The 20,307-nt window shown below is 40.1% G+C and carries 21 protein-coding genes and 1 pseudogene; 17 read left to right on the forward strand and 5 right to left on the reverse strand.

What is annotated here, in order from left to right; genetic code table 11:
- The first annotated feature begins 147 nt into the window (after window positions 1-147).
- The 3 genes from CLHUN_RS14225 to CLHUN_RS14235 are packed head-to-tail and all read left to right on the forward strand — an operon-like array spanning window position 148 to window position 3,500.
- Window positions 148-1,050, forward strand: coding sequence for a helix-turn-helix transcriptional regulator (locus CLHUN_RS14225; RefSeq protein WP_080065298.1), 903 nt, complete (start codon window positions 148-150; stop codon window positions 1,048-1,050).
- A gap of 7 nt (window positions 1,051-1,057) precedes the next feature.
- On the forward strand, window positions 1,058-1,942 hold the full coding sequence (locus CLHUN_RS14230) for an SPL family radical SAM protein (RefSeq protein ID WP_080065331.1): 885 nt from the start codon (window positions 1,058-1,060) through the stop codon (window positions 1,940-1,942).
- A gap of 55 nt (window positions 1,943-1,997) precedes the next feature.
- Window positions 1,998-3,500, forward strand: a complete 1,503-nt coding sequence (locus CLHUN_RS14235; RefSeq protein ID WP_080065299.1) for an MBL fold metallo-hydrolase — start codon at window positions 1,998-2,000, stop codon at window positions 3,498-3,500.
- A gap of 52 nt (window positions 3,501-3,552) precedes the next feature.
- On the opposite strand, the gene CLHUN_RS14240 is transcribed toward CLHUN_RS14235, so the two are convergent.
- The 4 genes from CLHUN_RS14240 to CLHUN_RS14255 all read right to left on the reverse strand — a co-directional run bounded on the left by CLHUN_RS14240 (window position 3,553) and on the right by CLHUN_RS14255 (window position 5,643).
- Window positions 3,553-4,215 carry an SOS response-associated peptidase gene (locus tag CLHUN_RS14240; RefSeq protein ID WP_080065300.1) on the reverse strand — a complete coding sequence of 221 codons (663 nt, stop codon included), beginning with the start codon at window positions 4,213-4,215 and terminating at the stop codon, window positions 3,553-3,555.
- Window positions 4,216-4,408: 193 nt separating this feature from the next.
- A complete protein-coding gene (locus CLHUN_RS14245; RefSeq protein ID WP_080065301.1) occupies window positions 4,409-4,918 on the reverse strand; it encodes a hypothetical protein in 510 nt (169 codons plus the stop codon).
- 98 nt (window positions 4,919-5,016) lie between these two features.
- The gene (locus CLHUN_RS14250) at window positions 5,017-5,352 is read right to left on the reverse strand and encodes a hypothetical protein (protein WP_080065302.1); all 336 of its coding nucleotides are present in this window, start codon (window positions 5,350-5,352) and stop codon (window positions 5,017-5,019) included.
- A 57-nt stretch (window positions 5,353-5,409) separates the two neighbouring features.
- The gene (locus tag CLHUN_RS14255) at window positions 5,410-5,643 is read right to left on the reverse strand and encodes a hypothetical protein (protein ID WP_080065303.1); all 234 of its coding nucleotides are present in this window, start codon (window positions 5,641-5,643) and stop codon (window positions 5,410-5,412) included.
- A gap of 378 nt (window positions 5,644-6,021) precedes the next feature.
- On the opposite strand from CLHUN_RS14255, the gene CLHUN_RS14260 reads away from it, so the two are divergent.
- The 4 genes from CLHUN_RS14260 to CLHUN_RS14275 all read left to right on the forward strand — a co-directional run bounded on the left by CLHUN_RS14260 (window position 6,022) and on the right by CLHUN_RS14275 (window position 9,982).
- Entirely contained in the window at window positions 6,022-6,939 is a 918-nt protein-coding gene (locus CLHUN_RS14260) for a decaprenyl-phosphate phosphoribosyltransferase (protein ID WP_165755762.1), read from the forward strand.
- A gap of 142 nt (window positions 6,940-7,081) precedes the next feature.
- On the forward strand, window positions 7,082-7,753 hold the full coding sequence (locus tag CLHUN_RS14265) for a hypothetical protein (protein WP_080065305.1): 672 nt from the start codon (window positions 7,082-7,084) through the stop codon (window positions 7,751-7,753).
- 16 nt (window positions 7,754-7,769) lie between these two features.
- On the forward strand, window positions 7,770-8,660 hold the full coding sequence (locus tag CLHUN_RS14270; RefSeq protein ID WP_080065306.1) for a glycosyltransferase: 891 nt from the start codon (window positions 7,770-7,772) through the stop codon (window positions 8,658-8,660).
- Between the two features lie 20 nt (window positions 8,661-8,680).
- Window positions 8,681-9,982, forward strand: coding sequence for a lipopolysaccharide biosynthesis protein (locus CLHUN_RS14275; RefSeq protein ID WP_080065307.1), 1,302 nt, complete (start codon window positions 8,681-8,683; stop codon window positions 9,980-9,982).
- A 60-nt stretch (window positions 9,983-10,042) separates the two neighbouring features.
- On the opposite strand, the pseudogene CLHUN_RS14280 reads toward CLHUN_RS14275, so the two are convergent.
- A pseudogene (locus tag CLHUN_RS14280) lies at window positions 10,043-10,183 on the reverse strand (Y-family DNA polymerase); the annotation flags it as partial.
- Window positions 10,184-10,520: 337 nt separating this feature from the next.
- Between CLHUN_RS14280 and CLHUN_RS22740 the strand changes: the two are divergent.
- The 10 genes from CLHUN_RS22740 (at window position 10,521) to CLHUN_RS14335 (ending at window position 20,036) form a co-directional block, all read left to right on the forward strand.
- Complete coding sequence (locus CLHUN_RS22740; protein ID WP_278247546.1) at window positions 10,521-10,646, forward strand: hypothetical protein; 126 nt, start codon at window positions 10,521-10,523, stop codon at window positions 10,644-10,646.
- Window positions 10,647-10,733: 87 nt separating this feature from the next.
- Window positions 10,734-11,066, forward strand: a complete 333-nt coding sequence (locus tag CLHUN_RS14290) for a DUF1801 domain-containing protein (RefSeq protein WP_080065309.1) — start codon at window positions 10,734-10,736, stop codon at window positions 11,064-11,066.
- A gap of 59 nt (window positions 11,067-11,125) precedes the next feature.
- Entirely contained in the window at window positions 11,126-11,665 is a 540-nt protein-coding gene (locus CLHUN_RS14295) for a GNAT family N-acetyltransferase (protein ID WP_080065310.1), read from the forward strand.
- Between the two features lie 203 nt (window positions 11,666-11,868).
- On the forward strand, window positions 11,869-12,858 hold the full coding sequence (locus CLHUN_RS14300; RefSeq protein ID WP_080065311.1) for a hypothetical protein: 990 nt from the start codon (window positions 11,869-11,871) through the stop codon (window positions 12,856-12,858).
- Window positions 12,859-12,870: 12 nt separating this feature from the next.
- Window positions 12,871-13,725 (forward strand): hypothetical protein, encoded by an 855-nt coding sequence (locus tag CLHUN_RS14305; RefSeq protein ID WP_080065312.1) that lies wholly within the window; start codon window positions 12,871-12,873, stop codon window positions 13,723-13,725.
- Between the two features lie 170 nt (window positions 13,726-13,895).
- On the forward strand, window positions 13,896-15,014 hold the full coding sequence (locus CLHUN_RS14310; RefSeq protein WP_117387064.1) for a hypothetical protein: 1,119 nt from the start codon (window positions 13,896-13,898) through the stop codon (window positions 15,012-15,014).
- A gap of 59 nt (window positions 15,015-15,073) precedes the next feature.
- A complete protein-coding gene (locus CLHUN_RS14315) occupies window positions 15,074-15,637 on the forward strand; it encodes a DUF1697 domain-containing protein (protein WP_080065313.1) in 564 nt (187 codons plus the stop codon).
- Between the two features lie 170 nt (window positions 15,638-15,807).
- The gene (locus CLHUN_RS14320; RefSeq protein ID WP_165755763.1) at window positions 15,808-16,659 is read left to right on the forward strand and encodes a DUF4085 family protein; all 852 of its coding nucleotides are present in this window, start codon (window positions 15,808-15,810) and stop codon (window positions 16,657-16,659) included.
- Window positions 16,660-17,049: 390 nt separating this feature from the next.
- Window positions 17,050-18,108: a threonine aldolase family protein gene (locus tag CLHUN_RS14330; protein WP_080065316.1), complete on the forward strand. Its 1,059-nt coding sequence runs from the start codon at window positions 17,050-17,052 to the stop codon at window positions 18,106-18,108.
- A gap of 230 nt (window positions 18,109-18,338) precedes the next feature.
- Window positions 18,339-20,036, forward strand: coding sequence for a methyl-accepting chemotaxis protein (locus tag CLHUN_RS14335; RefSeq protein ID WP_080065317.1), 1,698 nt, complete (start codon window positions 18,339-18,341; stop codon window positions 20,034-20,036).
- Window positions 20,037-20,307: the final 271 nt, after the last annotated feature.

Consider the following 20,307-nt stretch of genomic DNA (forward strand, 5'->3'; position numbering starts at 1 on the left):
ATGATTCAGGGCACCCGGGCAAAGCTATTTTGCAGGGTGTCCTGTTTTGTGTTTGAAGCTTTTAAATAGTATTGCATATTTTATTTTATATAATATGACATGCCTGTGTCAGGTTTAAATGCTATAATATTGACAGAGAGGTGCATTATGCATATAAACAGGTTGTTTGAAACAGTTTACCTTCTGCTGGATAGAAAGTCCATAACTGCCGGAGAGCTTGCTGAACATTTTGAAGTGTCGGTGAGGACCATATACCGGGACATCGATGTATTATCCCAGGCCGGGATACCGGTTTATATGAGCAAGGGAAAGGGCGGGGGTATAAGACTTCTGGACAATTATGTACTCAACAAATCCATATTGTCCGATTCGGAGCAAAAGGAAATACTTGCGGCCTTGCAGGGACTTAATGCCGTCCACTACCCAGAGGTTGACAATGTAATAGCCAAGCTGGGACTTTTGTTCAACAAGGCTGATTACAACTGGGTGGACGTGGACTTTTCCCATTGGGGAGAGACAAACAGGCAAAAGTTTAATATGATTAAGACTGCAATCATAAATAGAAGGGTTCTGGCTTTCGACTATTCCGGTTCATACGGAGAAAGCAGCAACAGGGAGATAGAGCCGGTGCAGCTCTGGTTCAAGGACAAGACCTGGTATCTGAAAGGCTTCTGTCTGACAAGGAAGGCCTTGCGTATATTCAGATTGACCAGGATGAAGGAAGTAAGGCTTACGGAAACTACCTTTGAAAAAAGGACGGTGCAGGAACTGGAGCTTTCCACTGCCGGAGAAGAGTCCCGTAAAATTGCATATTTTAAGCTGCACCTGGACAAATCGGTAGCATACCGGGTTTATGATGAATTTGACGAGAAATATATTATCAAAAACCGGGACGGAAGCTTTGAAGTTACAGCCTTTTTTCCCGAAAGTGACTGGGTATACGGCTACATTTTGTCCTTTGGAAGTGCTGCCAGGGTTATTGAACCTGAATACATAAGGAACAAAATCATTGAACGGCTGAAGGAAACAATGGGACAATATGAAAGGTGAAGCTGAAATGGAATATATGCCGGCAAAAACTATAATATCCGGTTATGCCCATAATAATAACTGGTTTGGCATAAATTACAACATGAATATATACAAGGGCTGCAATCATGGCTGTATATACTGTGACAGCCGGAGTGACTGCTATCATGTGGAGGATTTTGACCGGGTGAGGGTAAAGGAAAATGCGCTGGGCATCATCTCCAGGGAGTTAAAATCCAAGAGAAGAAAAGGCGTAGTGGGAACAGGTGCCATGAGTGATCCCTATAATTCTTTTGAAGGGCAGTTGGAGCTTACCAGAGGCTCTCTTGAGCTTATAAACCGGTTTGGCTTCGGGAGCTCTATTGCAACAAAGAGTGACCTGGTTGTCAGGGATATGGATATCCTGCAAAAGCTTCAAACTCATTCACCTGTAATTGTAAAGGTGACGGTTACAAGCTGTGACGACCAATTGGCAAAAAAAGTTGAACGGAATGCCGTCCCTTCCTCAAGACGGTTTGCCGCCGTGAAAAGTCTTACGGACAGCGGAATTTTTGCAGGAATACTTATGATGCCGGTTTTGCCTTTTATTGAGGACACAGAGGAAAATATCAAGGGCGTTCTCAGGCGTGCACATGAAAGCGGCGCCAGGTTCGTATATACTTCCTTTGGCGTCACCCTGAGACAAAATCAGAGGGATTGGTATTATGACAAACTGGATGAACAATTTCCCGGCGTGAAACAAAAATATATCAGGCAGTTCGGAGATTCCTATGTCTGTGATTCCCCACGGCTGGAGGAGCTGAAGGTGATCTTTAAAGAGGAATGCAAAAGGCTGGGCCTGCTGTATGGTATGAAACAGATAATAGCTGCATACCGGCAGGGGTATGAGGACAGGCAATTGACCTTGTTTTAACGGCTCAGGATTGAGGTATAATAATATTAAATTACAGCGTATATGGAGAAGGAAAATGCCAAGAAGAACCTACGTAACAAATATGCCTGATAAAACAGGGGCATTTATGCTTGCTACAAAAATTATTGCAAGGCATAATGGAAATATTGTCCGAGTGAGCTATAACAAGGCTGTTGACCTTCATACGCTTTTTATAGATGTGGAGGCGCAGGAAGACAAGCTGGCCCTGATTGCCGGGGAATTGGGCAGTGTGGGTTATCTTAATGAAAAGATTTCTGAGACCCGAGTTGTTGTGGTAAACATAAAAATACCGGATAAGCCCTCTTCCGTGCTGCCAATACTGAGAATACTGGACAGATACGGAATAAATATTTCGTATATCAACTCAAGCTCAAACAATACAGAGTTTCAGGACTTTAAAATGGGCCTGCTCATTGAGAATCCCGGCATAATCAAACTATTGCTGGAGGAGATCAGCGAGAGCTATCAGATAGACATAGTTGACTATGATGACGCTGAAAACAGCCTGGATAACACGATTTTCTATATACGCCTGGCAAATGAAATGCAAAAGCTCATGCATTTAAGCACTGAGACCACCATGGAGTTTATTGCAGAATCCAACCGCATATGGCAGGTGCACCAGGAAAAAGGGGAGAATCCCAAAAAGGTATTTGAATATATAAGAAGGTTTGCCAATTTTATAAGCCTCCACAGGGACGGCAATTTCAAAGCCGACATCGAAAAGGTGAAAATCAGCCCCCAGGTGACCTTGTACAATATCCAGCCTCCCTGCGGAAGCAATACCTATGTGCTGGAAGCTGAAAATGAGCTGGTGCTGGTTGACACCGGCTATACCATATATCAGGGAGAAATATTTGAAATTTTCAGCAAGCTGTTTGGCGACTGGCAGGCAAAACTCAAAAGGGTATATATATCACATGCCGATGTGGATCACTGCGGACTTCTGGCAAAGCTGGGAAATACCGAAATTTGTGTTAACAGGAAAAGTGCCGAGAATTTAAAACGTCAATATTTGGGGATTCCCGATTACAGGGAGCACAACGAGGTGGGACTGGGATACAGCAAGCTGAGCCGCATAATTTCCGGCTATATTCCGCCTGATACGGAGAACTTCACAATCCTGGACCGGGGGGATATACCAGAGGAGCACCGTGAGCTTTTGCACATAGGAGATTTTTCAGTTGCAGATTTGGATTTTGAAGTGCTTGAAGGCAGCGGAGGGCATGTTTACGGTGAAATGGTATTTGTAAACAGAAAATTCGGGGTGGCTTTTACAGGTGACCTCCTTGTCAACATAAGCGGCTTCAGTCCAGAACGCGCAGAATTTAACTCTCTGGCGCCCTACCTGATGAACAGCGTCAATTCTGATTCCGCAAAGGCCACTGAAATGAGAAGGCAGATACTCAGCCTGGCGGAAGAAGCAGGGGAAGCAGTGCAAAAACCCTGTATGATCTGCGGAGGGCACGGGCCCCTTTCCATAATAGTAAATCACAGGCTGCAAAAAATGCCGGGGGTGGAGAATGTTGCATTGTAGCATAGCATTGTAGCATTGTAACATTTAGCATTGCAGCTCTCCGGTTGTAAAGCTATACCACCTTTTGGAAGGTCAGCTCTTTTTCATAGGGTTTGAGCAGCCCGTCCAGGGAACTGCCTGACCGGGTGTGACCGATCCAGGCCAGTGCCTGGTCTTTTTCCAGTATAACCGGCATCCTGTGGTGTATTTCAGACATTTGTCCATTGGCATCGGTGGTTATTATTACAAAACGGGTGGAGGGCATGTCGGACTTGTCCGCAAAGCTGCCGTACAAGCCCGCAAAATAAATAAGCCCGGAGCTTGCTGAACGGATAAGATACTTGTCCTTTTGACGGGTAGTGCCGGCGGCAGCTTTCCATTCATAAAAGCCGCTTGCAGGTATGAGGCATCTGCCTGCGGCAAGAAGTTTCCTGAAGGTGGGTTTTTCCTGCAGTGTTTCACATCTTGCATTTATAATAAGGGAACCGGCCTTCATATAGTGTGGGAAGCCCCACTTAAAAAGCTGCAGGTCTTTTGCAATGCCGGAGCTGTCAGAATTGTAAGAACTGTCGGAACGGCTGGAACTACCGGTGATAACCGGTGCGGTATCGGTAGGAAATATTTCTCCGGTCTTCATCAGGGAAGCCTCATTTTTGTAACGCTGATTAATACCCTTGAGTATTTCCAGCATTTCTTCATTTTCTTCCTCTGTAAATACGACATAACGTCCGCACATATTTTCCTCCTGTTTCCGGGGATTAAAAATTTATCTTTTGCCTTTGCATACTTGTAATACCAGACATATATGATTATAGCATTTTTACTTATCCAGGTACAAACCTTCCCGGGTACAAACCTCGTAAATGGGTACTTTTAAAAACAAGTCCCCATTTACGCAGGCTGTACAGGCATAAAATGCAAACCCTAGCTTATCTTATGCATATAAAGGTATTAATGCTGTTTATATTTAATTCCATATAAACCCACATACGTCCGTTCCATCTGTAACCGTATATTACACGCTGAGTAACACTTGCTATCCATGCCCAGAAGCTTCTGCCATTGTTCAGCCAGATAAATGCGAACCTGTTCCGGCACTGTCTGATAGGGCCTGGGAAGAAGTTCGGCCTGCGGGGAATATATCCCGGAGGACGCATGGTGGGGGCAAATTGTCCAAAATTGTGAGGCCCCGGAGCATATGGCATAAGACCGGGCTGACCCGGCTGCCAGGGTTGTTGACCCGGTTGCCAGGGTGGCTGACCCTGCTGTCCAGGTTGTTGGCCCGGTTGCCAGGGTGGCTGGCCTTGCTGCCAGGGCTGCTGCCCCTGCTGAGGCATCATAGGGCTTGGCATTCCATCAGGTCTGGTATAGTCATAGTCATAGTCTTCATACTCTTCGAATTCATCGAATTCGTCATAGCCATCATATTGATCCGACATTATTAATCTACTCCTTATACGTAATCTTTTTAATACATAATATGGCAGGATTTGCCGTACGGTTACATAAAGAGTATGTAATAATGATACAAGATATATTATTCGTAGCTAGGAGCTTCTTTTACCTCAATATAGAATCTCTGATTTCCAAAGCCCCCATCCTCGAAAAAAAGCTGGAATTTTTTGCCCCGGCAGGTGCAGTAAAATCTCCAGGCGGTTATCTTTTCCTTGAAGCTCTGACCGTTCCTGCTGTCCAGCACCTTAGTTATTTTATAGGTGCGGCCTTCCCACTGGAAGGATTGAGGAATCAATTCTCCCGTACTGCTTCTCCGAAAAGCCGTAACATCAAGATATGCCCTTCTGTATTTGGGTTCCTGGGCTTTTGCTGCCAATTCTTTTTCTGACTGCTTTCTTTCATATCCAAATGGGACCATATCAAATCACTCCAATTATTTTCCTATAGCCAGGACACTATATTTCACAAAAACCTTTTATTTTCCTTCCATAAACCATTTATTGCCCTCCAGAAAAAGATATACCTCCTTATTCATCACCCTGCACCTATAGCGGATCCCCTGACCGCCTACCTTTTGACTGGCAGCTTTCCTGAAGTCAAATACCTTGTCTATATCATATTTCGTGCCGTCCTCCCACACGAAGTAAAGAGGGAGCAGGGCACCATCCTTTGTAAAGGAGGACATAACATCTACATAAACCTTGCGCATAAGAAGGGCTCCTTTCTATTCCCGGCAATATCCCGGACAGTGCCGAACAGGCGGGTGGAAGCACCCTTAATAATATATACAGAACATGTGTTCGATATATATTATATGCTCTGGAAGTTATTTTTACAAATGAAAAAATTGCCTGGAATGTGGTTATATGAAAAATTATTATAAAAAATAATTGTCATATTTTTTCAATATATTCCATATTTTTAGAAGGAATTATCAAATAATGGTAGAATATAGTATAATATGGTAAAATATAAAGAAATGTGGAATTTGTAGTTATGGCTTAATAAGAATTTAGACCCTGCAAAAATGAGGGCTCATTTTGATGTGTGTTTTTGTTCAGTAAATCAGGAAAGGAAGGTAACGTTATTGTATAATAAATTTGATTATCAGGGGCTCCTTATATCTGAAAGAAAAACAACTAAAAAAACTAATATTATTGCTATGATAAGACTTTCCAGGCCTAAACAATGGATTAAAAATATTTTTGTTTTTTTAGCTTTATTATCCTCAGGAGATATAATTGAGCTGTCTCATATAGTCAATTCCTGTATTGGATTTGTTTTATTCTGTTTTATATCAAGTTCAGTTTATATTTTAAATGATTTGATAGATATTAATGCTGATAAAATCCATCCTATAAAAAAATTTCGGCCCCTTGCTTCCGGAGCAGTATCCAAGGTGCAAGCTCTTGTGCTGCTGATAATATTGTGTTCCATATCATTAATACTCTCATTTTTGTTTAATTATAATCTTGCAGTAGTTATATTCATTTATTTTATTCTTAATATTTTATATACCATAAAGCTTAAGAAAATAGTAATTGTAGACATTATGGTAATATCTACCGGATTTCTTTTGAGAGTAATATCCGGATACGTAGTGATACAGGAAGAAATATCTCTGTGGATTTTGCTGTGCACATTTTTTCTTACTATGTTTTTGGGCTTAAATAAACGCAAGCAGGAAATACACACGTTAAATAGCGATGCAAAGGAGCATAGAAAAATATTGAACGAGTATTCCGAAGAATTAATCAATCAAATTTTACCAGTAGTTGCATCCTGTGCTATAATATTTTATTCATTTTATACCTTTCAAGTCTCAAAAAACATATGGATGATGCTGACAATACCTTCAGTTATTTATGGAATGTTAAGATATCAATATTTATCTTTGAAATCAAATGTGGGAGAAAATCCTGAAATAGTACTGGTTAATGATGTCCCATTTATTGTTAATTTTATTTTATTGGTGTTTATAGCAATAACAATTAAATTTATTTAAAAAGTTTTACCTTTGCTTTCTCTTAGATGTATGGTTTCTCAATTTAAAGGGAGGCAGGTTAAAATAAAAATGTAAATACAAAAGTATAATGTATTTAAATTTACGCGTTATAATTATTAAACTGTTTAGGAGGATGAGTTAAATGGAAGTTTTAAAAAAGTATTTTTGGTTAATATGTCTGACAATTGGTGTTGGAGGTTTTTTAATTACCTGGTTTTGTCTGCCTCATCAAGGTGCTATTGAAAAAATATGGTGGCTGGTGTTTAAATTAGCAATTTATGGTTTTATTATTTTAAGTATAGCTTTTTTCCCTAACAAGCAAAAGTATGGATTTCTATTAGTAATACTCCCGTTTTTTGTGTTCTTAGGATACATAATTCCTAGAATAAGCTATTTTGGTTTTAGTGGTATAGTTCCTGTAAAATACGATGAAGTAGGAGGAGAATTTTACACACTTTTATATTTGCTGTTATATCCAATGATAAATTTTACAACCGCTTTTGCATACAGGATGGGTGGAGGAAAACCAGGTCATGTTATTAAAATATCGGTTACTGGTGTATTAATAATATTTTCCGGATTTCTTGATTTAATGTGGTATGTTATTAATTCGTCTGAGCTGCCTGATGTATTGCAATATTCTCATCATATTATCATTTTCTTTGGAAGAATACCGACTTATACTGAAGGGATAATTTTCGCGCTATGCCATATTCCTTTCATAATAGCAGTATTATTATTGCCACTTGATAAGTGGATAGAAAAAATATCAAATAAGTTTACAAATAATAATAGTTTGAATCACGGAATTTAAAAATAAGAGGTGTTCTATGTCTTACATAAAAGCAAGTATTGTTATCAATACAAAAGACAGGATTTCCAGACTTTATGTAGTGTTAAAAGCCCTTGAAAGCCAAGTGGACAATACTGTTGAAGTAATCGTGGTATTTGACGGATGCAATGATGAAACCTTAAATACATATAGTAAGATTAAATTTTCTTATCCTATTATAGAAATAGTATCGGAAAAAAATGTAGGACGTTCAGCTTCAAGAAATCTTGGCGCCAAAAAGGCCAAGGGAGAAATAATTATATTTATTGATGATGACAGGGTTCCTTGCAGGGATTTTGTAAAAATGCATATTGAAGGACATAAGGAACCCTGTATACTGTTAGGAAACAGGAAAGATGTTCATCTGACTGAATATAAGATTAAAAAAATGATGATTTCACAGGAGGAGTTTTCTGGATTTCTGGATAACATGGAATCAAATGCGACTATTGCATTTGATTCTCATGATAAACTGTCGAGAAAATTACTTTTTTTTCGGTATAATCCTATTATATGGATTGTTTTTTATACTGGAAATGTATCGCTGGAACGTGAAAGCTTTCTTAATGCCGGCCTTTTTGATGAAAGCTTTAAAGGATGGGGCTATGAGGATTTAGAACTGGGCTACCGTTTATATAAGCAGAAAATTAAATTTGTAAAAAGTAAAGCCACAGTAAGCTACCATCTCACGCATGAAATATCTGTTTCAGACATGATGGAGGAAGCATTAAGGAATTTAAAATATTTTTCAAAAAAGGTTAAAGGTGATATACTGGCTAAATCAGTAATATTTCTATTGACAGTTCCATTATATTTAAGAATTTTTCAGCGATATTTTATACGGACATCGTTTTTAAAAGGAAAGCCTGAAAGCAAAGACATACATTGAGGTCCCAGCCTGAGGAGTTAATGATGAACAGTAAAATTTCAAAAGTATATATTCTTTTTAGGGAAAAAACCTTAGAAAATACTAAATTAAGGAATCTTATAAACAACTCTGATTATAGAGATTTCTTAACCAGTATTAATAGGGTTTTTTTCTTTAAAGTTATAGTTTATTTAATTACAACCATTATAATAGTATTGACTGCAAGAACCCTTACTCCATCACAATTCGGACGTACAGGAGTAATCAGCAATATTGCGTATTTATTATTTGTGCCGATGATTTTAGCGGTTCACAGTGCAATGTATAAGTTTCTGCCCGAAAGTGACAATAAGGAAAGAAATGAACTGATAAGCATATCTGCTTTGGGCAGCCTCATCTCTATTCCCATATTTTCAATAGTATTGCTTTTTATCAACAGACTGATTCTAAAGCAATTGAATATCCCTGTTAATGAATGGAAAATGGCTATACTGCTTACAGTTTTTTTAAGCTTGAGTACAATCAGTGAGTCATATCTGAGGGGACAAAAAAAGTTCAATTCCATATGCTATTTTAAGCTTTTTTCATCTGTTATTAATCTGATGCTGATAATAATTTGCTTTTTTGTACTTAATATAAAAAGCCTTGAAATCTACGTTTACAGTTTGATAATTTCTCACTTGGTTTTTACATTACTTGCCCTGACAAAAACAGGAGTTACTAAAATGTGTAAAGTAAGCTGGGCAGGCGTTAAAAAAGTTTACACTTATAGTTTTAGCAATATATTAAGCATGTTTCTTGGGGGAGTTACCCTTTCAAGTGATTTATTTTTTGTAAATTATTTTTGCAGTCCTTCAACTGTGGGTCTATACAATGCATATCAGGGCTTCGTCAAAAATATATTTTCAGTTTTATTCTATGAAGTATTTCTGGTTGTTTTTTTACCATTTTTAGCAAAGGCAAACTACCTAAGACTGGGAAAAAATATCAAGAGATACATTCCGGTTATTATAGCTGTAGTTATGGTTGGCTCCGGTCTTTTAACAATGATTTTTATTTTCCTGTTCGGACAGAATTATAAATTAAACCTTATTTACATATTACTTTCTTCGTTAGGGATTGCCTTATATACCATATATCAAATTTATGTATATGTTTATAATATTGAAGGAAGTAAAAGGGCAATGTTTACAGGTCTTTCCACATTAGCAGTATTGCCGCTTGCCCTGGGGATACAATATTACCTTACCCGGTTTTATAGTATGAAGGGAGCACTTATAAGTGTAGTATTAACAAACTTCTTATTAATACTGTCATTAAAAATTATGAATAGGGACAGGTAGCAAACAAATTCAACAACACCTTGTAATAAATCCTGTATTTTTACTTTAAGGCCAAAGTAGTTTTGCTATATTGTTTTTTGCCAGAATAATACAGTGCCGATGCTCTATACTGCCGCCCACAACCACAGGCTTGTTTCTCAGTTCAGGCTGGTGCAGGCATTCAACGCTTGCATAAAAGTTGTTTAAATCCGAATGCAAAATAACTCTTTACATAGAAACACCCTTAATAATACATATAGAATATAAGTTTGATATGTATTATATGCCTTGGAAGTTGTTTTTACAAATGAAAAAATCGCATGAGATGTGGTTATATGAAAAATTGATTTTATGAAGAAAGTAATTGTCATATTTTTTCAATATATTCATGTTCTTGGAAGGAATAATCAAATAATGGTGGAATATAAAGGGAGGTGGGGTTGTGGGAAGGTGAGATTTTTAAAAATATATTTTACAAACTCTCATTTGCTTTTGATAACAGAATGTATCTGCTTTATAAAAAGCTCGTTTTTAAAAGTATAGAGAGTGGAAGGATTTTATGGAAGAAAACAATCAATTTACAAAATCTGATATCGGGGCTCAGGCTGCGTGGAAAGGTTTTTCCTCTCAAACGCTTTATACTGGATTTCAGAGCTTCTGGAAGAGAAAAAATTTTGTCCTTTGACAGCAATTAAATTTAAAGAAAATATTGAAAAACCAGACAAACTAATTGATAGTTAATTGCAACAGAAATACTTTTTCGGAGGAACAAATGAACCAGGATTTGCAGGAATATATCAATACATATGGTGCAGACATACAAAACCTTTTCACTGAGCTGAGAAAGCTTATATTTCAGAGCGTTTCTACTGAAATTGATAAGGAATTATGGGCTAAATTACCCAGCTTTTATGTCGGGAAAAACTTTATCCGCATCATCCCGTTTAAAGACCACATAAACATTGAAGCAAGTGCCATTATGGAGCATAAAAAAGAACTGGATAATTTCAAGCTTACACCCAGGGGCATGCTGCAGCTTTATGCACATCAGGCCATACCCTATAATGTTTTGCAGACTATTTTAAAAAAGACACTTGCGGGCTGAATTCCACAGTGGCAAACACTATATACATGTGGACCATTCAGTATATTTAGGAGGCATTCATGGTTTATTTTGAAACACCAAGGCTTATTTTCCGCGATTGGAGGGAAGAGGACCTGCCTGAATTCAGGGAGATGAATAAAGATACCAGGGTAATGAAGTATTTTCCAAAAACACTTTCCCCGGAAGAAACAGACGGGTTTTATAACATAATCAGGGAGGAGTTCCAAAAATACGGTTATGGCCTTTACGCAGTTGAAACAAAGCTTGACCAGCGCTTTATAGGTTTTATAGGCTTCCACCGGGCAACCTTTGCTGCTCCCTTTACACCTTGTATTGAAATAGGCTGGAGACTTGGAACTGAAGCCTGGGGTAAGGGCTTTGCCACAGAAGGAGCAAGGGCCTGTCTGAAATATGGCTTTGAAGCACTGGGTTTAGAAAAGATATACAGCCTTACCTCAAAAATAAATATCCCGTCTGAAAATGTAATGAAGAAAATCGGCCTGGCAAAAGTAACGGAATTCCAGCATCCAAATATACCCGAGGGCAATCCTCTGAAGGAGCATTTACTTTATGCGGCAGATAGCTGCTTTTATAAGTAAAAACCACCTTTACCAGGTCTGGTGGAAGTATCAATATTGCCTTTAGTTTCTTGCAGCAGCTTATATTACAAAGCTGTAACTTCTAAATCTCCATATAAGTTGTAAAATAAAAGAATAGTGCATTTTACAGGGAAATATGAAATTATTTTGCGTGCACCAGTTTAGTTATGCAGTGGGAGTAATATACCGGGTCAGGAGGACAAATGAAAATCAGAGAATTATTATTATTAATTGTTATTACCTTGATTTTGACTTCTTGCAACACTGTTCCTTCCAATAATTCATCAGCCTCACAATTCATACAACCCATGAAGCAAAAAGAGGTGTTATCCCCCTTTACTCAATTTGAGAATCTTGAAAGAAATGAAGATATGGTCTTCAACAGCAAGCTGCTGGATGACATTTTAAAATCCTATGGTATTTATGACAGGCTGCTGGAAAAAGTACCAAAAGAAGATTATATTGATTCACTTTGCTCAGACATTAAAATCAATGGCTTTAGCATTGAAAACAAAAAGGTTGCCGTATTGCAGATAATTAAGGGACACTTGTACATATACATAATGTTTTCAAATAGCGATGATAAATGGATGGTTGACGGTTTCGCATACCAGAAAGAGAGGGAAAAACCGGAGTACAGGGTTGAAAAATCCAGTGACCAGGCGAAATATTGGCTGGTTATAAGACACGAGGCAAACCATGGCAGCGGCCTGCAGCTTTTCGATGAAATCTGGTATAACCCGGATGGTTCTGTTGCGGGGGAATATCCTGTAGAAGGCAGTGCTTTATTCTTTCCGGAGATGGTTGTACCTGAGGCAAATGCTTATTTTTCTGCTTCGGTTGATTATGATGGCGATTCCAGCATATACCTATCCTACTCAATAAGTTTTGAATATACCTATAAGTCAAATGCAAAAGACTCCGGTTTGTATGGTCTTCAAAGTAAATTCCGCCCTGCGGTACGTGATAACTGGGAATATGATTTAAAAACGCGGCAGCTTAAATTTTTATCCTGTGACACTGGGTTACCGCAAGGCTTTAGCAGGATGGAGCATTTAGCGTCAGACGATTTTGGCATTTTGCAGGGATATATTGATTTCTACAGAACCCGGTTGGGCGATAAAAAGGTTGCTACATTAGGTGAATGGGAAAAATTTATAAGTGCTGCTCCTGGCTTGACCAGCGAAAAATAGGAGGGATAAGCTTTGCCTGTAAATATATTAAAAGAACCGAGAAATCTGGAATATCAAAGGCTGCTTCAGTATGCCTTTGAATTATGCAGCAGTTTTGTACTGTCTGTGCGCAAGGAAATACTGGCATATTACCCTGAGCCTGAAATATTCAAGAGACTGGAACCATATTTGATAAAAAAGGTGGCTGCGCCGGATTACCCGCAAATACAATGCTATAGTCCCGACTTGCTGCACTATTTCTATCAATGCAGTGGGGCGACGCAGGCGATTGTTTTGCCGGAACTGAATGGGCTTTATGAATGGAGGGAGCCTTTTTGGCCTGAAGACCTGACCTTTCTCAATGCTGAAGGCCAGGTGTGGCTGGGAACCATATCCCATGAGCATATGGCGGCTATTATTGAAACCCATTATTCCCAGGTGGAATTTCTGAAAAATGAAATCGGGCTGGAAATATACTGGCTGAAAAGGACATATACCGAAGCAGAAGTGGAAAATGCCACTAATACCCTATTCAGCCTGATTGATGAATATTTTAATTTATTGGGCAGCCATTCGGAGGATGAGCTTAGAAACAGTCTGACGGGTAAAAAGGCTTCACAGGATTTCGGCTTCTGGGAGGACTGCATTTTAGGGGACAGGTACAATATAAGCGAGCACTGCCTTGCTTTTGAAATAGCACGCTTCAGCAATTTATTAAAGCTGGAGAAGGCTGTTTACGCCTATGATTTTTTTTCGCTATTGGATGAGGAGGCAGCTACGGGTTACCTGGAGGAATTGTTGGCAGTGAATATATCCGGCAATCCTCAGGTTATGTATGATTGCCTTGAAAGCTTTAATGCCAGATATCGGACTGACAGGAAAAAATGAGTCTTAAGGCTCCCCGCAAGGGTAAAAGTATTTATGTATGATTCCTGTGATTTTTGGTATTATATTCATAACATGCTTTATACAGGATATCCTATAAGCAGCTATACATGATATTCTATACGCAGCTATACGCGGATATGCGTAATATATTCTATACGGGAGTGATTACAGTGACTGTACATAATATTGACCTTAAAACCTTCGTGGCAAACGGACAAGTTGAATGTGAACATAAGGAAAAGCTTCTTTATGTTAGGACCCAACGTGCAATACCTACTCAGCGCTTTGATGCCGAGCACCTGTCAATAAATTCCCATATTTTTCTGCCAGGCAGATTCAAGCTGCCGTTGAGAATTGACCTGACGGCAAAAATTGATGCCCCCGGTTTATACATATTGCTGGGAAAGGGACATGTGAATTTCGGAACCTTATGCTCTGATAACAGGCGTATGGACGATATTGCCGCCCCGGCAAGAAAGACAATGTCTTTTCATAACCATATGGACATGAATGAATTCACGGATATTTCCCTGATTTATGACTTTAATCAGATGCAGGTTCTGATAAACGGTGAGGAAAGATATTACTCCAACAAGGAAAGATATATGAAAGCCAAGGCCTTTTCTGAAATGAACAAAGAGGGCTTTGAACTGAAGCTTGCATGCGACAAGCTGGTAAATCTATGTATAAAATCGGTTACCATAACCGAGTATGGCGACAAAACCCCGATTTCCCGTCAGGAGGGTGACCTGCCTGCCCCCATAATGAAAAACCTTGCCATAGCAGTGGGGGAGAAGCCGGCTTTTGAGAAGTGTATTTCTCTTTTGCCGTTGGATATTCAAAGTGAAATTGTCAAAATGGATGAATATTTAAAAAGCCTGAAACCCTTCAAATTTAAAAGGCAATTGGAGAAGAACGGCAATAAGATAACCTATGTAGCTCCGGATTATGGATTTTCCTATGCCATATACCTGAGCAATGATATTTTTGACCACTCTCTGCAATGGTATCTTATAACCAACGGCAAGCCGGAGACCTGGCACCGGAAAGCTGATTTGATGGAGGAGACCCTGGACAGGCTAACGCAAAGGGCACCTGATCTTGCCGGGCGTATGTTCCACAGCCTGGATGATTGTGTGGGGTGCTACAGGGATTGTCTGGCAAAAACCAGGTACAAATTGCAGGATAAGCAAAAAATCGTCTGTCATGGGAAACTGAAGTTCAGAATGGATTCCACAGGCTTTGAGGATGTGCGTACTTTTATTGAAGGAATAAAAGCTATTGTGTAACAGGCGGTTGGCTGCTCACGCCATAAAAAGCCTGATTTTTACCGGGGAGGGATTGAATTATGACTGCTTATACAGCATTATTGCGGGGCATTAACGTAGGAGGAAAGAACATCGTCAGGATGGCGGAGTTAAAAGAGCTGTTTGAAGCTATTGGGCTTCTGAAAGTACAAACCTATATTCAAAGCGGTAATGTGCTGTTCAAATCAGATGAAGTCCAGGAGTCCTTACAAAAAAAAATCCAACAGGAATTTGAAGGACGCTTTGGCTTTTCCAGCACTGTTATTTTGAGGACAGCAGCCCAACTGGAACAAATTATCCTGAATTGTCCTTTTTCTCAGGAAGAAATAGCTGAAGCGGAATTGGCGTCAGAAGTAGAAAGTCTGTATGTTGCACTGCTGTCTCAAATTCCGCCGCAAGAAAGACCGGAATGCCTGGAGGCCTATAGCAGTGAAAATGATCGGTATCACATAGTCGGCGGTGAGGTTTTTCTTTTATTACGTCATAGCATCCGCAAATCAAAGCTGGCCAATAATCTCCAGAAGTTGGATGCGGCGGCTACCGTGCGGAATTGGAAGACCATAAACAAGCTGGTGGAACTGGCAAAGGCTATGAATGGTAAATAACCTTTTTATAATGAATACTCCGGTTTTTTAAATTATTCTTCCAGAATAGATAGTTTAAAAGCACTCATAAAAAATCTCCTTTATGGTTAATACTTAAAATTTTAACCAGAAAGGGTATACAATCATGGAAGAAAGCGACTTGCTTTATGCAGAAGTTAAGGAGAATAATAGTGAGATATTTTACAAAGGAATGGTATGAATTATGCCAGAAGACAGGGGCACATATGCTGCTGGAGGAAACGGCAGAGGCGGAGCATTTTTCAGAGCAATATTTCAAGCAGACATATGACCAAAAATTGAACGAATGGCTTTCTTTAGAGGAGGAGGTAGCTTCTGTGCCTTTTGAAGCTGTTTTTCCGGCACAAATGGAAATTGTGGATGAAAGTCTATCGGAAGAAGAGCTTGAAGCCTTTAGGGAAGAGTATCGTTTAAAGCTTGAAGAGGCAAGGGAGAGGTTCAATTCACGGGAACCTTTCAGCCGGGAAAAGGAGTCCCGGCTATTTTATGAAGGATTTATACAACAGCTTGAATATGCCGGAAAGCTGTTGCCCGGGCAAATACTCAGCCAGATAGCCGATCTTCGTGTTTTTGTGCTGGATAAGGCGTCCAGGCAGGTAATAGAAGCTGTAACCCGGTTTTGTGAAGAAAATAGAAGAGTTGTGGAAACCGCTGGTAAAGCGTATTGGGAGTATTATGAAAAGGCATTGCAGCTTCTTGAGGAAGCTGAAAAAAAAGTGTTTAAAAGTATTCACTTTCATGACTGCACTGTCAAAGAAGTTAAACAAACCGGAAAGTCCTTTTCAATAGTATTTGACAACTCAGGGGGCTTTACCGGAATAAAGGAAATGACGTTGGAGAATTATACGTTGATTAATCAGGAGGGCTTACTTGAGGAAGCCTGGTGGCTTTATGAAGAAGTTTACAGATGGGAGCAGCAATACGAGATACACACATTGCTTCAGAGCAAGGATTTGAAACTTATAGAACTTACAGTCAGAGCTGAACATATTTCATTCAAATAAAATAGTAATAGCAAAATGCACCCGGATTTTCATCCGGGCACAATGAAAAAAAGGAGCAAATGCCAGTTGCTTTTCTGAGGTCTCTTTGTTACTGCCTCATTCAACTTCTTTTGCATTTGGTAAACGCTACTAATATAATATTATGTAAACTAACGAGAATAGGTTACACTTTTGAAAAGGGCAAAAGCACCATGCCGGGGAGCAAAAGTGTATTTTTTGTTGAGATAATAAATCTCTTGGAGTATAATTGGAGCAGCTATAACGGTCATAAATCAATACGGAGTTTGCGGTTTGTTGGGCTCGGAGCTGGACGGAAAGGAAATAAAGAGCATACGGTGCTGAGTGCAGGGGACTGCTTAACAGTACTTACAAATGAGGACAGGAGATAAAATGATACGATTTAATTGTGATTACAGCGAAGGGGCACACCCCAAAGTGCTGGAAAAACTCGTTGAAACAAATATGGAGCAGACTGCCGGTTATGGTTGCGATTCATATTGCAGCAAGGCAGCCGGGCTGATAAAAAGCAAATGCGGCCGGGAGGATATAGACGTACACTTTCTGGTGGGAGGGACACAGACAAACCTGACTGTCATTGCGGCTGCGTTAAGGCCTCATCAGGGTGTAATATCCGCAGACACCGGGCATATAAACACCCATGAGACAGGTGCCATTGAAGCTTGCGGGCACAAGGTGCTGGCCCTTCCTTCAGCAGACGGCAAGCTGGCAGCAGGAGATATAAAAGCCTGCTATGAGGCCCATGCAAGCGATGAAACCAGGGAACATATGGTGCAGCCCAAGCTGGTCTATATATCAAATCCTACTGAGGTTGGAACCATATACAGCAGGGAGGAACTATCTGCCATCAGTAAGGTCTGCAGGGAGAAGGACCTGTTTTTGTATCTGGACGGAGCACGTCTGGGCTATGCCCTGTGCGCAGAGGGCAATGATCTGGATTTACCCGCTTTGGCAAGGCTGTGCGATGCCTTTTACATAGGAGGCACCAAAATCGGAGCACTTTTCGGAGAGGCTCTGGTATTGTGCAATGACACAATAAAAAAGGATTTCAGATATATGATCAAGCAGAAGGGCGGGATGCTTGCCAAGGGAAGACTGCTTGGAGTGCAGTTCGCTGAGCTTTTCAAGGACGAGCTGTATTTTGAAATGGCAGGTCATGCCAACAAAATGGCTATGCTTATAAAAGAAGCCTTTAAAAGAAACGGTTACAGTTTTCTGGTAGAATCCTTCACAAATCAGCAGTTTCCCATAATACCGGACAGTATACTTTTAAAGCTGAAGGAAAAATTTGAATATTCTTTCTGGGTCAAAGTCAGTGAAAAAGCCAGTGCAGTGCGGTTTTGTACAAGCTGGGCTACAGACCCCGGGGCTGTGGGGCAGTTGACAGAGGAAATCCACAAGTACGGGCCGGTGGCATATGAGGATACCTGACTTTGAATGAAATATCAGTGGAAGGTCAATTGAATATCGGTGGAATACAGCATGCTTATGGGGCATGCTTTTTTATTTGTGCGCAGATGGCAGCCGGCCGGGTTGGTTTTATGAGACGGAGTTATTGTATTGTGTAATAATTAATTTGTATTGTACAAGTTGCATAATAATGCTACAATATATTCATTAAAAATATACATAACAACTAAACATAACAAAAGGAGTCTCATATGAAAAGTATCCGAATCAAAATTGTACTGCCAATTATCGCTATCCTTGTTTTGTTTGTAGGTTTTATGGTTTTTCAGATTATGTCTATTCAAAATAACCTTTCGCAGGTCAAGCTTATGAATGACAAATATTTTTATACCCTGGCAAAGGCTGAGGAGCTGAAGTACAGCGTGGTGCAGGTTCAGCAATGGCTGACCGACATAAGCGCCACCAGAGGTATCAGCGGTTTTGACAGCGGTTTTTCAGAGGCTGAAAACAGTGCCAGGGAATTTAATTCAATTATTGCCAAGTTAATTCAGGCAAATCCTGAAAAGGAAAAGCAGCTAAAACAAATCCAGGCCGATTTCATACCATATTTTGAAGACGGAAAGAAAATGGCTGAGGCTTATATCAAGGACGGCCCGTCCAGGGGAAATCTCATGATGATAGGCTTTGATGATGCCGCAAACAGCCTGACCAGTGACATCAACCGTTTTAAGACCGAAGCCTACACTAATATCCAGAAGTCCATGAAGGACATAGAGCAGTCTGTTGACAACACATTAACAGTGGTTATGTTTTCTATAGCAATTGTAATTATAGTGGCTGCTGCTGCATGGATATTCGTTGCCAGAGGCGTGGTCCGGCCCATACGTGTTGTTCTGGGTAAGCTCAAGGCTATGGCGAGCAACAGCGGTGATCTCACCAGACGCATAGATTATGACAGCAGGGATGAGATAGGGGAGCTGGCCCGGAATTTTAACCTGATGCAGGAAAGTTTCAGAGAGATGATAACCATCATAAAGGATGAGTCTCAAAGCGTTGAAGCTGCGGTGGAAAAGGCAGGTACAAATATAGGCAGGCTTTCCGAACTGATTGAAGAGGTGTCCTCCACAACAGAGGAATTGTCTGCGGGAATGCAGGAGACTGCCGCCTCCACAGAAAAAATGAGTGACTCTGCCATGGAAATACAGGCTTCCATAGAGGGAATCTCCAACAAGGCACAAGACGGAAGAAACAGTGCTGCGCTTATTACTGACAGGTCGGAAGAGCTGAAGGAAAAGGCAGTATTGTCAAAGGAAACAGCAGATGAAATCTGCAAAGACACCCGGGACAAGCTGGTGGAGGCAATACAAAAATCAGGAGAAGTTGAAAGAATTGCTGTCCTGTCGGAAGCTATTCTGCAGATTGCCTCCCAGACAAATCTGCTGGCCCTGAATGCCGCCATCGAAGCTGCAAGAGCAGGGGAAGCAGGGAAGGGTTTTGCTGTGGTTGCGGATGAAATAAGAAAGCTGGCTGAAAGCTCAAAAACAACCGTAGCGGAAATACAAAGCGTAACCGGTGTGGTTGTTGCCTCTGTGGAGAACATGGTTTCAACCTCGGAACATATGCTGGAATTTATAAATAATCAGGTAATACCCGATTACAAGGTTTTGGTGGAGACAGGAGAACAGTACAGCAGTGATGCTGATATGGTAAGCAATATGACCGCCGAGTTCAGCAGTGCTTCGGATGAAATCATGGAGTCCATACAGGATGTGGCCAGAGTAATAGGAGACATATCCAGGGCTACAAATGAATCTGCCTATGGTACGAGCCATATTGCCGATAAGGTAATGTCCATATCCCAAGAATCCATGAATGTAGTCCGCCAGAACGGGGAAGTTTCCGCGAGTATAGCAAGGCTTACTGAAATGTGCAACAGGTTTACGGTATAAAAGGCAAAGTCTGCTGCGCTGAGAATTATGTCGAAAAATTGCACAAATGAAGATTAACAAAAAAACCACATTTTCCCATTGGGGCAGGTTTATACCTTTGGAAAAATAGTGGTTTTTTGTTTGAAGGGGGTGACATAAGATTATAATGACCGGAGGGTCTTAATAACTGGGAAAATCCACTATAATGTACTTTTTAAAGGCCTGAATGCTGTTGAAATATTTTTGAGGAGCAAATTATTTTGAACTTTTCTCAGGGATATTTATCCAATTA

Source organism: Ruminiclostridium hungatei (assembly GCF_002051585.1).
Taxonomy (GTDB): Bacteria; Bacillota; Clostridia; order Acetivibrionales; family DSM-1351; genus Ruminiclostridium; species Ruminiclostridium hungatei.

Excerpts from the sequence above, each read along its gene's own strand:
- CLHUN_RS14335 (WP_080065317.1), top strand. The coding sequence starts at position 18,339 with ATGAAAAGTATCCGAATCAAAATTGTACTGCCAATTATCGCTATCCTT.
- CLHUN_RS14235 (WP_080065299.1), top strand. The coding sequence starts at position 1,998 with ATGCCAAGAAGAACCTACGTAACAAATATGCCTGATAAAACAGGGGCA.
- CLHUN_RS14240 (WP_080065300.1), bottom strand. The coding sequence starts at position 4,215 with ATGTGCGGACGTTATGTCGTATTTACAGAGGAAGAAAATGAAGAAATG.
- CLHUN_RS14275 (WP_080065307.1), top strand. The coding sequence starts at position 8,681 with ATGATGAACAGTAAAATTTCAAAAGTATATATTCTTTTTAGGGAAAAA.
- CLHUN_RS14330 (WP_080065316.1), top strand. The coding sequence starts at position 17,050 with ATGATACGATTTAATTGTGATTACAGCGAAGGGGCACACCCCAAAGTG.
- CLHUN_RS14230 (WP_080065331.1), top strand. The coding sequence starts at position 1,058 with ATGGAATATATGCCGGCAAAAACTATAATATCCGGTTATGCCCATAAT.
- CLHUN_RS14245 (WP_080065301.1), bottom strand. The coding sequence starts at position 4,918 with ATGTCGGATCAATATGATGGCTATGACGAATTCGATGAATTCGAAGAG.
- CLHUN_RS22740 (WP_278247546.1), top strand. The coding sequence starts at position 10,521 with ATGGAAGAAAACAATCAATTTACAAAATCTGATATCGGGGCTCAGGCT.
- CLHUN_RS14270 (WP_080065306.1), top strand. The coding sequence starts at position 7,770 with ATGTCTTACATAAAAGCAAGTATTGTTATCAATACAAAAGACAGGATT.
- CLHUN_RS14300 (WP_080065311.1), top strand. The coding sequence starts at position 11,869 with ATGAAAATCAGAGAATTATTATTATTAATTGTTATTACCTTGATTTTG.
- CLHUN_RS14295 (WP_080065310.1), top strand. The coding sequence starts at position 11,126 with ATGGTTTATTTTGAAACACCAAGGCTTATTTTCCGCGATTGGAGGGAA.
- CLHUN_RS14315 (WP_080065313.1), top strand. The coding sequence starts at position 15,074 with ATGACTGCTTATACAGCATTATTGCGGGGCATTAACGTAGGAGGAAAG.
- CLHUN_RS14250 (WP_080065302.1), bottom strand. The coding sequence starts at position 5,352 with ATGGTCCCATTTGGATATGAAAGAAAGCAGTCAGAAAAAGAATTGGCA.
- CLHUN_RS14290 (WP_080065309.1), top strand. The coding sequence starts at position 10,734 with ATGAACCAGGATTTGCAGGAATATATCAATACATATGGTGCAGACATA.
- CLHUN_RS14265 (WP_080065305.1), top strand. The coding sequence starts at position 7,082 with ATGGAAGTTTTAAAAAAGTATTTTTGGTTAATATGTCTGACAATTGGT.
- CLHUN_RS14225 (WP_080065298.1), top strand. The coding sequence starts at position 148 with ATGCATATAAACAGGTTGTTTGAAACAGTTTACCTTCTGCTGGATAGA.
- CLHUN_RS14255 (WP_080065303.1), bottom strand. The coding sequence starts at position 5,643 with ATGCGCAAGGTTTATGTAGATGTTATGTCCTCCTTTACAAAGGATGGT.